Source organism: Nocardia flavorosea (assembly GCF_015477805.1).
GTDB classification, from domain to species: Bacteria; Actinomycetota; Actinomycetes; order Mycobacteriales; family Mycobacteriaceae; genus Nocardia; species Nocardia flavorosea_A.
In genome coordinates this window covers 211,185-225,592 of the sequence record NZ_JADLQL010000002.1, presented here as the reverse complement: position 1 = coordinate 225,592, position 14,408 = coordinate 211,185, and the positions used below count along the sequence as shown (strand labels likewise).

General features: G+C 66.3%; 11 protein-coding genes. 6 read left to right on the top strand and 5 right to left on the bottom strand.

Annotated elements, in window-relative coordinates; genetic code table 11:
- The first annotated feature begins 175 nt into the window (after positions 1–175).
- Positions 176–1,003 (top strand): tRNA pseudouridine(38-40) synthase TruA, encoded by an 828-nt coding sequence (gene truA, locus IU448_RS10015; RefSeq protein ID WP_324188557.1) that lies wholly within the window; start codon positions 176–178, stop codon positions 1,001–1,003.
- A 480-nt stretch (positions 1,004–1,483) separates the two neighbouring features.
- Positions 1,484–2,311: an LLM class F420-dependent oxidoreductase gene (locus tag IU448_RS10010; RefSeq protein ID WP_195055323.1), complete on the top strand. Its 828-nt coding sequence runs from the start codon at positions 1,484–1,486 to the stop codon at positions 2,309–2,311.
- A gap of 209 nt (positions 2,312–2,520) precedes the next feature.
- Here IU448_RS10010 and IU448_RS10000 read toward each other — a convergent pair whose 3' ends face one another.
- Positions 2,521–2,853 (bottom strand): metal-sensitive transcriptional regulator, encoded by a 333-nt coding sequence (locus IU448_RS10000; protein WP_195055322.1) that lies wholly within the window; start codon positions 2,851–2,853, stop codon positions 2,521–2,523.
- 119 nt (positions 2,854–2,972) lie between these two features.
- On the opposite strand from IU448_RS10000, the gene IU448_RS09995 reads away from it, so the two are divergent.
- The 3 genes from IU448_RS09995 (at position 2,973) to IU448_RS09985 (ending at position 5,382) form a co-directional block, all read left to right on the top strand.
- Positions 2,973–3,782 carry an S-methyl-5'-thioadenosine phosphorylase gene (locus IU448_RS09995; RefSeq protein ID WP_195055321.1) on the top strand — a complete coding sequence of 270 codons (810 nt, stop codon included), beginning with the start codon at positions 2,973–2,975 and terminating at the stop codon, positions 3,780–3,782.
- Between the two features lie 35 nt (positions 3,783–3,817).
- On the top strand, positions 3,818–4,378 hold the full coding sequence (locus IU448_RS09990) for an NADPH-dependent FMN reductase (protein WP_195055320.1): 561 nt from the start codon (positions 3,818–3,820) through the stop codon (positions 4,376–4,378).
- Positions 4,379–4,608: 230 nt separating this feature from the next.
- Positions 4,609–5,382, top strand: coding sequence for a hypothetical protein (locus IU448_RS09985; protein ID WP_195055319.1), 774 nt, complete (start codon positions 4,609–4,611; stop codon positions 5,380–5,382).
- Positions 5,383–5,463: 81 nt separating this feature from the next.
- Here the strand turns inward: IU448_RS09985 and eccE are convergent, their stop codons facing one another.
- Positions 5,464–7,146, bottom strand: a complete 1,683-nt coding sequence (gene eccE / locus IU448_RS09980) for a type VII secretion protein EccE (RefSeq protein WP_195055318.1) — start codon at positions 7,144–7,146, stop codon at positions 5,464–5,466.
- A gap of 111 nt (positions 7,147–7,257) precedes the next feature.
- Here eccE and eccB point away from each other — a divergent pair, with 111 nt between their 5' ends.
- The gene (eccB, locus tag IU448_RS09975) at positions 7,258–8,727 is read left to right on the top strand and encodes a type VII secretion protein EccB (protein WP_195055317.1); all 1,470 of its coding nucleotides are present in this window, start codon (positions 7,258–7,260) and stop codon (positions 8,725–8,727) included.
- A gap of 756 nt (positions 8,728–9,483) precedes the next feature.
- Here eccB and IU448_RS09970 read toward each other — a convergent pair.
- From IU448_RS09970 to mycP, 3 genes are all read right to left on the bottom strand, one after another.
- Positions 9,484–11,259, bottom strand: a complete 1,776-nt coding sequence (locus tag IU448_RS09970) for a hypothetical protein (RefSeq protein ID WP_195055316.1) — start codon at positions 11,257–11,259, stop codon at positions 9,484–9,486.
- On the bottom strand, positions 11,256–11,567 hold the full coding sequence (locus tag IU448_RS09965) for a hypothetical protein (protein ID WP_195055315.1): 312 nt from the start codon (positions 11,565–11,567) through the stop codon (positions 11,256–11,258). Before IU448_RS09965 ends, IU448_RS09970 begins: the two co-directional genes overlap by 4 nt.
- A 1,439-nt stretch (positions 11,568–13,006) precedes the next feature.
- Positions 13,007–14,368 carry a type VII secretion-associated serine protease mycosin gene (mycP, locus tag IU448_RS09960; RefSeq protein ID WP_280457539.1) on the bottom strand — a complete coding sequence of 454 codons (1,362 nt, stop codon included), beginning with the start codon at positions 14,366–14,368 and terminating at the stop codon, positions 13,007–13,009.
- Positions 14,369–14,408 lie beyond the last annotated feature (40 nt).

Sequence of the window (14,408 nt, the reverse complement as noted above, 5' to 3'; positions counted from 1 at the left end):
CGGCGTCTCGGGCCACACCGGGCGATCGAGATCCGGTCGCGCCGGCGGTGAGCCGGTAGCCGGCTCCACCCGTCCGTCTCCGGCGGGCAGGCTCGCATCCCCTGAGCCGGAGCAGGAGCGCGTGTCCCCGAACGCCGGCGGCGATCGTGTCGCGTCGCGGAGGTCGGAGGAGAGCGTGGCGGACACCCGCGTGGCGCGCTTCCGGCTCGATATCTCCTACGACGGCACCGACTTCAGTGGCTGGGCGCGCCAACCCGGACTGCGGACCGTACAGGGCCGGATCGAGGAATCCCTGGGCAAGGTACTGCGGGAGCCCGTGCAGTTGACGGTGGCGGGGCGTACCGACGCCGGTGTGCACGCCGAGGGACAGGTCGCACACTTCGATACCGCGGCGGACGTGGACACGGACAAGCTGATCCACCGGATGGCGAAGTTCCTGCCCCGGGACGTGCGGATCACCGCAATCCGCCCGGTACCCGCCGAATTCGACGCCCGTTTCTCGGCGATCCGCCGGCACTACGTCTACCGCCTCACCACCGCGCCATACGGTGCCGACCCACTGGCCGCGCGCAGTGTGGTGGGGTGCCGGCCGGTCGACCTGGAAGCGATGCGCGCCGCGTCCCGCGCTCTTCTCGGTCTGCACGATTTCGCCGCCTTCTGCCGGCGCCGGGAAGGCGCGACCACGATCCGGGAGTTGCAGCGCTACGAGTGGGTGCGCGACGGCCACCGGCTCGACGCCTACGTGAGCGCGGACGCCTTCTGCTGGTCGATGGTGCGCAGCCTGGTGGGTGCGGTCCTTGCGGTCGGAGAGGGGCGGCGCACGCCGGAATGGGTCGCCGGGTTGCTGGAGGAACGGCAGCGTTCGAGTTCGGTGACGGTGGCGCCCGCGCACGGGCTCAGCCTGGTCGCGGTCGACTACCCTGCGGAATCCGAGCTCGCGGCCCGCAACGCGCAGACCCGGGAAGTCCGCTCGATTGCACCGGGTGGCTGCTGCGGGGGCTGATCGGCATAGCCTTCCAATAGGCATGGCCCGCGCGCTTGTTCAGGAGGGTGGGCGTACACCACGGGGCACCGTTGCCGCATAGCGAGACGGCAGGCGACCGATCAGTCGGAATCACTACCGAAGGGACTGTGATGCGGTGCCCCGGCTGCGCTGCGGCCCGGCCCGGTGGTCCCGGTGCAGCGGTGTGGCCCGGTGCGGTGGTGTGTGGCCTGATGCGGTATGGCTCGGCGCAGTGTGGTGCGCATCCGCAGGGTGCGGTCCGGCGTCGTGCGGCACGGCTGATTCGGGGAGCCTCGATGCCGAGATCCCCGGCGTGCCTGACGTTGCCGGAAGCGCGTGAAAACGGTATCGCGGCAGTAGGTTTCGGTTGGTCGATGAAGTCTCTCGGTGTAGGACGGGCGGCGGGCGACGTCAGCGCGGTGGGGACGGCGATAGGGTCGGTGACGGAATTGTCCGGTCGACGACAAGGTTGCGGTAGACATGACGATTGATCTCGGACGTTACGGCGTATGGCGCTACTACAAACTGTTCACCCCGGAAGCAGCGGCCGAGCTGGAGGGCCTCGGATACGGGGCGCTGTGGCTGGGTGGTTCGCCGACTCCTGATCTGCCGGTGGTGGAGGACCTGCTCGCAGCGACCGCAACGCTGAAGGTGGGCACCAGCATCGTCAATATCTGGACCGCGCCGGCCGATGCGGTCGCCGAATCCTTCCACCGGATCGAGCAGCGGTTCCCGGGCCGGTTCGTGCTCGGTATCGGCTGCGGTCATCCCGAAGCCGATAAGCCCTACCGGTCCCCGTACGAGGCACTGGTCGAGTACCTGGATGAACTGGACGCCGCGAAGGTGCCGGCTTCCGCCCGGATGCTCGCCGCGCTCGGCCCCAAGGTGCTGAAACTGGCTGCCGATCGCACCGCCGGTGCCCTGCCCTATCTCACCACGCCGCAGCACACCGAGCAGGCCCGCAGCACGGTCGGTGACGCGCTGTTGGTACCCGAGCAGAAACTGGTCGTCGACACCGACCCGGAACGGGCCCGGGCCACCGGCCGAACGGTGGTCGAGATGTATCTCGGGCTGCGCAACTACACCACCAACCTGCGGCGCCTGGGCTATACCGACGACGATATCGCCAAGCCGGGTAGCGACCGGCTGCTGGACGCGCTCGCCGTGCACGGCTCCGCCGAACAGGTCGCCGAGCAGGTCCGCGCGCATATTGCGGCGGGCGCCGACCACCTGGCTCTGCAACCGTTGGGCGAGGATTATCTCGCCACCCTGCGCGCCCTGGCCCCCTTGCTCACCCGGAACCCCTGAACAACACCCCTCGCCGGGCTATCGGTACCGGAATCGGCAAGCAAAGACGCAATGACCGTTTCGTTGCCGACCCGGTAGACGAGACGCTGTTCTCCGGTGATCCGGCGCGAATCGGTAGCCGGAGAGGCGCTGCCGCAACGGCTCGGGTTTTCCGATTGCTTCGTGGCCGTTGCGGCAGATGCCTTCGATGAGGCGATCGCCTCGCTGGGTCAGGAGCGGACGAGACGGGCGATGGCGTCGGTGGCTTCCTTGATCTTGGCTTCGGCCTCCGGGCCGCCGGCGACCGCCGCATCGACCACGCAATGGCTCAGGTGATCCTCGAGCAGCCCCATGGCGACAGCCTGCAGCGCCTTGGTCATCGCGGAGACCTGCGTGAGGATATCGATGCAGTACTTCTCCTCCTCGACCATCCGCTGCAGGCCCCGCGATTGGCCCTCGATCCGGCGTAGCCGCTTCAGATAGTCTTCTTTGCTCGTGATGTAGCCGTGGTGGGCGTGCCCATGGGCGGCCGCTGTATCGGTGGGTTCGGGATCGGTAGTCACCGGGTGTCTCCTCTGTGCCGGTCGGAAGACCGTGTATACCCCCACAGGGTACATCTACCGGCGTTTTCTGTCAGGTGTCCGCCGTGCGTTCACGGGCCGCGCGCGCGAGAATCGACACTATGACATCCCACGATCGACCTGCGCTGGCGGTTATCGGCGGTAGCGGATTCTACGATTTCTTCGACGGAGCCATGGAAGCGGTTACGGTACGCACCCCGTACGGCGACCCGAGCGCGCCGATATCGGTCGGCACCGTCGAGGGACGTCCGGTGGCGTTCCTGCCCCGCCACGGCACGCGGCACGAATACTCTCCGCACACGGTGCCCTACCAGGCGAATATGTGGGCACTGCGTTCGCTGGGGGTACGGCGGATCTTCGCCCCGTGCGCGGTCGGCAGCCTCCGCCCGGACTGGGGGCCGGGCACCGTGGTCATCCCGGATCAACTGGTCGACCGGACCTCCGGCCGGGCCCAGACCTATTTCGATGCCAACGGCATCCACGTATCGTTCGCCGACCCGTACTGCCCCGACCTGCGCGCGGTCGCGGTGAAATCCGCCGACAGCGCAGTTCACGTGCAACCGCACGGCACCATGGCCGTGATCCAGGGCCCGCGTTTCTCCACCCGCGCCGAGAGCCGGTGGTATGCGGCGCAGGGCTGGGAACTGGTCAATATGACCGGCTATCCCGAGGCCGTCCTCGCCCGCGAGCTGGAAATGTGTTATGCCGCCCTGGCCCTGGTCACCGACCTCGACGCCGGGGTCACCGAAGGCGAAGGAGTGCGGGCGGCGGACGTCTTCGCCGAATTCGAACGCAATATCGTGCCCTTCAAAAAGCTCGTCCACGATGCCGTCGCCGCCATCGCCGATACCGAAACCTGCGAGCACTGCCGGGTACACGCCGGTGTCGCACTCCCCTTCGAACTGCCGTGAACCGGACCGGTGCGGTAGCGGGCTACCCTCCTGCCGTGGACACTCCGCTTCGCCTAGAGGTGATCATCGCCAGTATCCGGCCGCAACGGTTCGCACCCGTGGTCGCCGACTGGTTCGTCCGCACGGCCCGCACCCGGCCGGAATTCGACACCGGGGTCATCGATCTACTGCACACCCCGCTCCCACCGGACCTGTCCGAAACACCGGAAACCGAGCGCTTCCGGCAACGGCTGGCTACCGCCGACGCCTTCGTCGCGGTGACCTCGGAATACAACCACGGCTACCCGGCATCGCTGAAAACCGCGCTGGACAGCGCCAAACACGAATGGCGGGCCAAACCGATCGGATTCGTCTCCTACGGCGGCCTGTCGGGTGGACTGCGGGCGGTGGAGCAGCTGCGGCAGGTCGTCGCGGAAATCCATATGGTCTCGGTCCGCGAATCGGTGAGCTTCCACCGCGCACGTAAACAGTTCGACGCCGAGGGCAATACCGATAACGGCCCCGCCATCGACGCAGCCGAACGGATGCTCACCCAACTGGCCTGGTGGGCCGGCGCCTCGGCCGTCGCCCGGGACAGCGACCCTTACCCGGGGTGACACCGGTTCGCATGGAGGCCGGCAACCTTCGTGCAGCCGGCGCGCCCGGATACCCTTCACCACCGGGCACTCTCGGCGAAAGTCCGCCGGGCTCGATCTTCACACCGGATTCTGCTGCGCCGCCGGCGGTGCTCGAACCGGCGTCGCCGGCCCCTCCGAGGGGCACCGACGCGGTTTTCGTATCGGAACTGCCGGCCCGAGTGCGATGATGGCCCCGGGAGGAGGATTCGATGGAACCGACAGAACCACCGAAGCCGCGGCCGCCGGTATCGATCGGGGTATGGGTGGCCCGCGCCGTCGCAGTGGTGCTGCTCGTACCGGTGCGGCTGATCTGGGAGGCGCTGAATCTGTGCGGGCGGGCGATCGTGGCGGCGGGCATCTTCTTCCGGGACAAACTGCTGGTGCCGGCATGCCGGTTCGTCCGGAACTGGATGGTCCGGCCGCTGTGGTTGTTCCTGAAGGATGTGCTGTGGGGCTGGGCCTTACATCATGTGCTGTGGGGGCTGGTGCTCGAACCGTTGGCCGGGCTCGTGCGCAAATGGGTGCTCCGCCCGGTGCTGTACGCGATCGAGGTAACCGCCGGATGGTTCTGGCGGTGGCTGCTGCGGCCGGTGCTGTACGCGATCGAGGCAGCCGCCGGATGGTTCTGGCGGTGGCTGCTGCACCCGGCGCTGCACGCGGTAGCGGTCGCCGGTCGGTGGTCGTGGCAGTGGTGTGTCGTACGGCCGCTGCGCATAGTGCAGCGATGGCTTGTGCGGCCGTGCAGGATTCTGCTCGTGGCCGTCGTCGGATACGGCCGGCGGGTTGCCGCCGCGCTGGTACGTGTGCTGGTCGTTACGCCCTGTGCGTTCGCCTACCGCCGGGTACTGCGCCCGGCACTGCGTGCCCTGGTGGCCGCGGGCGAGGTGGTCGTCGTGCGCCCGATCGCCTGGGTACACCGTCGGGTGGTGGTGCCGATGAACCGGTTCGTGGCCGACCTTTGGAACGCCGTCTTCGGCCGGTGAACCCGGCACCGCAGTCCGATTCCGGTCTTTCGGCCACGGTGCGACTCCAGCCATTCCGGCCGGGGTGCGGCGCCGGTCTTCTCAGCGGCGCTGCGGCTGGCGTGCGGGGGCAGGCCCGGGCCGGTCCGCCGGCCGGCGAGTACGGGGTTCGCCGATATACGTGTGCTCGCGCGGGATGGAGACCAGGTTCAGCGGGATCTGGGTGGTCGCGGTACGCAGCACCACCCGGCTGCCGATTGCCCCGGGCTGCTGGATCGACAGATCCGGTTTGGTGGCGGGCCAGCCCATCGGGTCGCCGGTGACATAGATCGTGGTGATGCCGGCGTGCGGTGCGGGCGCCATCACTCCGTCGACGACCGTCGCGGTGAACCCGGCGTCCGACTGGTGGGTTTCCATCGCCAGCATCAGGCGTTCCGGGTTTCCGATGGTTTCGATCAGCTGATACCAGGCATGCGGCCGATTCGTCCGGACCAGGATCCGCTCACCGACGGCCAGCGCCCGGAAGACCAGCTGCTGGGCCAGATACAGCTCACCGGCCACATACACCGCGGAGATACCGGCGCCGATGATGCGCAGCGCCACGCCGTTGCCCTCGTCGTCCGAGCCGATCAGCTGCCCGCAGCCCGACGACGGCAGGGCGAGGGCGTCCAAGACCTCGATGGGATATTCGGCGGTCGGCACCACATCTTCCAGATCGGGGATACCGATCGGCAGATGCGCGAGCAGGCTGTCGCGGTGCCGGCCGTTCACCGACACCATGCCCCTCGATTTCGTCTTCTCCGGCATCTCCCGCAGCGTCGACCGCCAGGCCGCCCCCACATGTACGGTCTCCGCGGTCGCGCCCGGACGTAACCGCACCGCCACCGTGGTACCCCGCGACTCCGCAACCCACAACTGCGAAAGTATCTCCGACCCGAGCTGTTTCGGATCGATCGCCGCCCCGATGTTCACGCTGTTGCCGAGTTCGGCGTAACGCCAACGATGGGTGAGATCCCGCGCATCCGCGCCGTGAATGACCTGCCGCACGGCCGCCCGGATCTCCGATGCCGTCAGCAGCCGCGACGCGCAGCCCGCGTCCTCCAGGGTGCGCACGATCCGCTGGGTCGCGATGGTCACCGAGCGCGCGGCCCCCTCGTCGCCACCGCCACGCCGGGCCGCGGCGCCGGGGCAGTCGACCATATCGAACCCGATCGCCAGCCAGACGGTGCGATGCGCCGTGGCCGGGAGCGGGCCCAGCAGTGATTCGTAGATGGCGCCCGCCGGGGTCCCGGAGCGGCTGCGGTGACCGTGGCTGATGATATCGATACCGCTGAGCAGAATGTCGTGCTGCGCGAGGCAGGTCGCCAGTTCGGCCATCGGCAGCAGATGCGACGCGTGGACCGCCGTGCGGTCGATACGGGTCAGTCCGCCGGGCGGGGGCAGTACCTCGACTACGGCGACGACCCGGCTCTCGTCCCAGTACAGGCCGAGCGAACGGTCGTCCGGGCCACGGAAATCATCGCTGTCGCCGATCCGGTACTCCCGGTGCGCGCGGTAGTGCCACCAGGTGGCGATCCAATCCAGCAGTACCCGGCGACCGATCGGGATCAACGGAACAAGCCCGGTCACCACCGCGACCCCCACCGCGATCCACGGACTCGACCCCACTACCAGCACGACGGCCGCCGCGCCGAGCGCGAGAACCTGCGCGATGAGCAGGTTCGGCATCGAGATACGCCCGAACAGCAGGTTGCGCCTGCGTCCCGCGGTGGCTGGCACGGCCATAAGAGTCCCCCAGGTACCCGGTGTCGGCCGATTATCGGGCGGCCGAGCTGAACTACGTCCCCGGGAACTGTACTGTGTTCCGCGAGCACGAGCACAGTTCGGGGGAAGACGATGCCTTCAAAGCCCACAACTCGGTGGCAGATCAGCGGCTACAACTTTCTGGTGCGCCGCATGGAGCATGCGCTGGTGCGACGCGACGTGCGAATGCTGCACGATCCCATGCGTTCCCAGGTGCGCGCCTATGTGGTGGGCCTGGTACTGGCCGTCGTGGTGCTGGCGGGTTGCGGTGTGCTGGCTCTGCTCCGCCCGCAGGACAAGGTCGGCGACAACAAAATCCTCATCGGTAAGGAATCCGGCGCCGTCTACGTGGTGCTCAACGATGTGGTGCATCCGGCGCTGAACCTCGCCTCGGCCCGGCTGGCCGCCGGTGAGGCGCCGGATGCGGTGATCGTCAAGGAATCCGAGGTCGGCAAGAAGGCGCGTGGTCCGCTGATCGGTATTCCCGGTGCGCCCGGCGCGATCCACTTCGACTCCGAAGGCAAAGGCCGGCAGTGGACCATCTGTGACGTGCTGAAGAACGACGGCAGCGCCGACCGGACGACCTCGGTACTCGCGGGCGGTCTCGAACTGGGTGCCAAAGCCTCGGCCATGGAGCCGGGGAAGGCGCTGCTGGTGCAGGGGGACAACCATACGTACCTGGTCTACGACAACAAACGTGCCCGCGTCGATATGAACGATCGCCCGGTCACCGACGCCCTGAATATCACCGGTGCCACTCCGCGGCCGGTGAGCGAGGGGCTGATCAATTCGATCCCCGAGGTGCTGCCGCTGATCGCCCCGCCCATCGCCGATCCCGGCGGTGTTCCCGGCTACGAGATCGGCGGTCACCGGATCGGTGAGGTCGTGCAGGTCGGCAGTTCGGAGGACGAATACCATGTGGTGCTCGCCGACGGATTGCAGCAGGTCTCACCGCTGACCGCGGAAATCATCCGCAACTCCAATCCGCAGACCTCCAGCAACTACACCATCGATCAGGTCCAGCGCACCCACGCTGATGTCTCCTCGGCACTTCAGGTGCAGACCTACCCGGCGACGGCGCCGAGCGTTCTCGACGCCATGGACCGCCCGGTGAGCTGTCTGTCGTGGCAGCCGATCCCGGAGGCGGGCGAGAACACCGGTACTCGTGCCGAACTCCAGGTGATCACCGGGGTGAGCCTGCCCCTGGCTGATCAAGCCAAACTGGTTCCGCTCGCGCAGGCCGACGGTTCGGGCCAGAACGTCGACTCCACCTATATCGCTCCGGGCACCGGCGCCTACGTCCAGACGACCGGTATCGAGCCGGACAGCAGGCGTAAGGACAGCATCTTCTATATCGCTGATACCGGAGTCCGGTTCGGGATCAAGAACGCCGACGCCGCGAAGGCACTCGGTATGCCGGAGAAGGCCGAACCGGCCCCCTGGCCGATCGTCGGGCTGTTGGCCGCGGGACCCAGCCTGGGCCGGGAGGGAGCGCTGGTAGCCCATGACGGCGTAGCACCGGACCAGTCGCCCGCCGCGCAACCGGTCTCCACGGGGAAATAACACGTCGAGCTATACCGCCCCGACAACACACCGGCCAGCTGCACGGAGAAACGGAGAAGCCGTTGCACAGTAGGCGTCACCTACTGTGCAACAGTCTCATTCGCCATCGGCGCCCTCGTCGATCCAGTCGGTCTGTGCGACCGTGATCGTTCCACTGTGCTGCACGGTTCCCGCACCTGGGCACCGTAATTCACGGACCGTATCGAGCATCGGGTTGGTCGGTTCCGAACGCACAACGAGCCCGAACCGCCACCTGGCTGGCCAGGATGATCCACTACGGGCGGTGCGCCTCTTCCAGGGCCATCGCCTGTACGGGCACCTCCGACTTCCCGGACGCCGAAACCAGCCCGCCCCCACCAGTGTCACCGCTGGTTTGCGCCGCCGAGGGCGCTGGATACGGTCTTCTGATGGCTGCTCGAGCCTGCCGGAGAGCCCGGGCGAAGAATCGGGGCCGACTGACGGTGGCAGCATCGTCCCGAGTCCGGTCGCGTCGGATCGGTGTTCGTATTCGACAAATAGTTCCGGTATCTGGCGATCCGTCAGGTCCCCGCGGGTTGTGGTCTCGAACTCCGTTGAAGCTCAACTGCCACACCTGATACCGCCCGTCGACTCGACAGCCAACACGGCCTTTCGATGCCGGGCGAGCCGGCGGCGTTACCGCTGATACGCCGCCGGCAGCAGTAGCCCGTCAGCACGCAGGAACCGCAACATCGTCGCCTGGTACACCCGCAAGAAACGGGCCCGGCCGCCCCGGCTTCAGAGGGTTAGCGAGCTTCCCGTCTCCGGTGTGGCCGCTGTGCTCGGGGTGGGCTCTGGAGGGGTGTTCGGGGTGGTGGGTGGTGTGGGGGCCAGGCCGCGGAGACTGGATACGGGTGCGACCAGGGCGGGGTTGGTCCCGAGAGCGGGTGGTGGTGTCGGTGTACCCGATTGTTGGTTTTGCTGCGGTTGGTCGTCGCCGGTGGGGTTCGTGACGCTTTGAGGTTGTGTCTCGACCGGTTGTTCCTCATCGGGTTGTTCCTGGTCGGGGGCTTCCATTCCGGGTGCCCCAGCGGGGTTGCCGGCGCCGGCGTCGTCGCCCGCGTTCACCGTGAGCCCTTCTTGCGGATCCTGGTCGCCGGTTGCGATGGGGGCTTCCGGTGCCGAGGGGCCGGCACCGGCCGGGGCAGCAGGTGCCGACGGTTGGTTGTCGGCGGCGTCGATGATGGTCGCGGTAGCGTCGCCGGTGGCTTTGATGACCTCGTCGAGGTTGCCGGTCAGGTCGCTGACCGCGCTGATCAGGTCGGGAACGGTGCCGGTGATATCGCCGATCGCGGACACCATGTTGGTGATATCGGCAGGTGTCCAGTTTTCTGGTGCGGCTGCCGCCGTCTGCGGCGACCCGGCCGGCGCGTCCGGCACGTCCTTGCCGGAGTCGTCGCCCGGCTTCGAGGCGGTTTCGGTTTCGGAATTGTTTCCCGCGGCCGTGGAATCGCCGTTCTTGCTGGGGAGGCCGGACCCGGCCGGGACTCCGGCGCCGGATTCGTCGGGCTGGCCTCCGGTGTTGCTGATCTCCGTGCCCGCTGGTGGGCTGGTCGATGCCGAATTTGTCGGGGTGTCCTGGTCCGGCGGGGACTGCGGGACACCAAGGGGAGTCTGGGCAGGGTTCTGCCCGGTCGGTGTGTTGTCGTCCTCGGGGGGAGTGACGGCCTGAGGTGCACCGACCGCGGCAAGAAGACTGGGTTGTCCGGCAGTGGTGGTGAGTGCGGTGTCTGCTGCCGGGGTGCCGGCTGGGGAAACGAACACGGTCGGCACGACCTGTTCGACCGCCGTGACCAACTGCGTGTAGGCACCGGTCACAGCGGTATGCGCATCAGTGCACAGCGTCGTGAAACGGGAGATCTTGGCGTCGATCTCGGTGACGAACACCTGGTCCAGCCACCCCCGGCAGACCACGGTCGGGTCGGAACCGTCGACGTAATACTCGGCTAGCTCACGGCGTAATCGATCCTGTACCGACACACTGGCGGTGTCACCGCGTCCCTGAGCCATATCGATGAACCAGTCGATCTGCCGCGGTGTCTTACCCGCCGCCCTGGCCGGATCGAATTCGGCTTTTATCGTGTCGGCCTTGACCTGGACAGCGTCCTCGATCTGGGATACCGCCGTGGCCGCAGCGGTCTGCACGCCCCGCAGGGTATCGAGGTGTGAGCTGATCGTGGTGCCGGTCGCGGCCAGGAACTGGTGCGCATCATCGGCAGCAGCGGACCCGTTCCAATACCCAGGCACCTCACCGAATCGGCTGGTTTGAGTGCCGGCCTGATCACCTAGGCGGCCGTCGAGTTCCTCTGCCAACACAGTAGCCAGGTTCTGCAGGGACTCCAGGTCGGTGCCGCGCTGCTGATCATATCGGGCAGCCAGGGCGAAGTAGTCCCCACCTGCCGGGGTGCGGCCGGTCCATTCCCGGTACCGCGGCTCGAAGACTTCGAAGAACCGCAGACCCGCGGCACCGGCATCCAGTAGGGTATCGACGCTTTCGGTGGCAGTTGACCTCACTCGAATACTCCCGCCACCGCACCGAGATTGATCGCTGTCGACTGATCCACGCCGGCACAGTTGTCCGCGCTGGCCTGCAATGCCGAACCGCAATCCTGCACACAATTGGCCCACGCGAACACAGAGCGCCGCACACCGTCCAAACCGCGATACAACTGCTCGCCCACGGACCCATAATCGCGTCCCGTGCAGGAAGCATCGAACCCGCGCAATGTATCCGCGACCCGCACCGCGGCATCGTCGACCGCCACCGCGGACCCCCGCAAATCACCGGCGATGCGCTGCACCGCCCCCACATCCATCAACATCCCAGATCCTCCCTATCCGGTAACACCCTGCAGCGCCACCCTCCGCCGACTCGGTGAACTTCCAGCTGCCAGGCTCGGTCCGGAACCGAAACTCACACTGCCACAAAGTTTGACGCTGGCACACCTCGAATGGTTCCACGATCCATAAAAAAAATTCCTTTGTCGAGGAACAACCGATGTTCGGATCCAGAAGCATGGCTCCCACTGTCGCCCTGAACGGATTGCATGGGATGCACGAGCCCTGTAGCATGCGTGTTATGCAGGCTGAGGGGGTGCACACTGCGAGGGGCACGATCTGGCGCTGGAACAGGAAGCGCGCAACTGGGATCGTGGAATCAACGGCTGGCGATCAAATCTGGTTCGGCTTGGATTCTCTGCGTGGGCGAAACTTCGATGATATCAATATCGGTGATGTCGTCGAAGTTTCCTATGAGTTCGCTCAACAGGACTCACACGATCGACGAGCTGTGCTCATAACCTGGGTATAGGATAAAATTTCAGTGGGGGAAATAAATGAACAAGCTAGTTTCGGCGTTGATCTCGACGGCGGCTCTACTGCTAGCCTTTCCGGGAATAGCCCATGCGGCGCCGAATCCGGCCGACCTTGAATTCACTACGAGTTCGCCCTATCGGGAATATGATAACAACGTTGCCCGATTCACCGGGCAAGTGGACTATAGTACAAGCACGTTCGCCTGGGCTCTGAAACTCACTGTGGCTACCCAGCGGGTCGTCTACGGTTCAATGAGTTGCCGTACCACGATAGGTGGTATATCGGGATACTCGGACAATCATTCCGATATTCCACCCGATTATCTACTGCACTCGAGTGTCCGTATCGACAGGGGCCGCTGGTACAAGCTGCGAAGCAGGTGCGACTTCAAGGTCCTGACCGACACCGGAATGCAGCCGGGTAATGTTGAAACTGCGGTGGACTTCGTAGCGCGATAGCGCATCTGATGTAGCGGCCGTTGCAGGTGAGCTCCGCTATTCGTCGGGCATTTCGGTGCCGAACCCGGTCGCTCGATTAGGGGAGGGTGATCTAAATGATCAAGAAGGCAATACTCGTCGCTGGAATCGGTGCAGCACTCGCATTGGGCTCCGGAGTCGCGGGTGCAGATACGGGTGGCTTCGTTCCGAACCATCCGAATGAGATGTGTCCGGACTTTGATAAGGGTTGCACCATGACACCTGAACAGGTGGAGGAGTGGGAGAACCAGAATCATGAGGGAGGTACTCGCTAGCGCGCTTGGCGCGGAGTAGCTACTCCCCGGTGGTGTGCGGGCGCTCATGAAGAAGCAGCCACCGGCTTGATACCGAGGCTTACGCGGTCGTCGCAACACTCTCGATACGAGAGGTCGCGGCGACCGTGTCGTTTGTGGACGTTCGGCCCGATCCGGCGATGATCCGGTCAGGTAGACCGGTATTCGGAATCGCGCTCAGGCGTCGTCTTCGCCGACCCCGAACCGCCGCCGGGTGGGGAACGACGCCAGGTAGCCGAGGATAAGGCTGCCGCCGATGATTCCGCTGCCGATGAGTGCCACATTGCGGGCCGTGTGGTCAGGTGGGTCGGGCGGGGCGGGTACCGCGAGTTGTTTGTTCATCGGCGGATTCGGTTGTTTGGGGCGCAGTTCGTCGGGAACCTCGTTGGTCAGGGCGGCTACCGCGTCGATGGCGCCGTAGCCCACGTACGGATTCCAGCCTTCGGCCGGTGCGTGCGCCGTCGCCTGGATCCGTTTCATCACATCCACGGCCGACAGTTCCGGGAATCGTGAGCGGACCAGTGCGACCACACCCGATACATAGGGTGCGGCAAAACTCGTTCCGTTGATGCTCTGCTGGCCCTGGGGGCCCTGGGTGCCGTTGATGATCCCGGTCCCGACCGAATCCAGTGACACGATGTTCTCGCCGGGGGCGGCAACGCTCAACCACGGTCCGGGAACGGTGAAGTCGGACGGCGCACCGTTGGCATCGATGGAGCCGACCGAGAGCACCAGATCGTCGTATCGGGCCGGGGTGACATTGACGGTTGTCTTGCTCCACGGATCCGCGGCAGGGTCCAGCGGGTCCAGGATGTTGGTGTTGCCCTTGCAGTTGTCGTTGTCGGTGTTGCCCGCAGAGGTGACGACCACCGCGTTCTTCGTATGCACCGCGTAGTGCAGCGCCGCGCCGAGCGATCCGTCGGAGATGGGGCTGGAACTGCAGGCGACCTCGGAAATGTTGATCACCGTGGCGCCCATATCAGCGGCGCGGCGGATGGCCTGCGCCATGGTCGCGACATTGCCGTATCCCTCTTTGGAGAGATCTTCGGGCGATTTGGTGGCGTTACTGCCGGCTTTCACGTACTTATCGCTCGTCTGGCGAATCGCGAGAATGGTCGCGGCCGGTGCCACTCCTGAAAAGCCTTGTCCCGGAACCTGACTCGCGGCGATGATACCTGCCACCAAGGTGCCGTGCGCATCGCAGTCCTCCGTGCCGTCGCCGCTGTTGGCGACGAAATCACCGCCGGGCCGCAGGCCGGGTAACCGTGGATGCCGGGCGACACCGGTATCGATCACCGCGACGAGCTGGCCTTCTCCTTTGGAGAACTGCCACGCGTGCGGCAGATCCAGCGCCGCCTGTGCGGCAGGCACGGCCGGCCCCTCTCCACCGGCGACCGTGCTGGTGCACGGGGCATTGGCCTTGCGTTCGGTCGGTTCACTCGGTTTCGCCGGGTCACCGGCGGGTACCTGGCCCGGGTCGACGGCGGGTGGCCGGTCGGCGTGGGCAACCGGTTGCGCGAAACCCAGTGCTGCGCTCACCCCCACAACCGCGGCCACGGCCGCGGTGCGGACCCCCCGG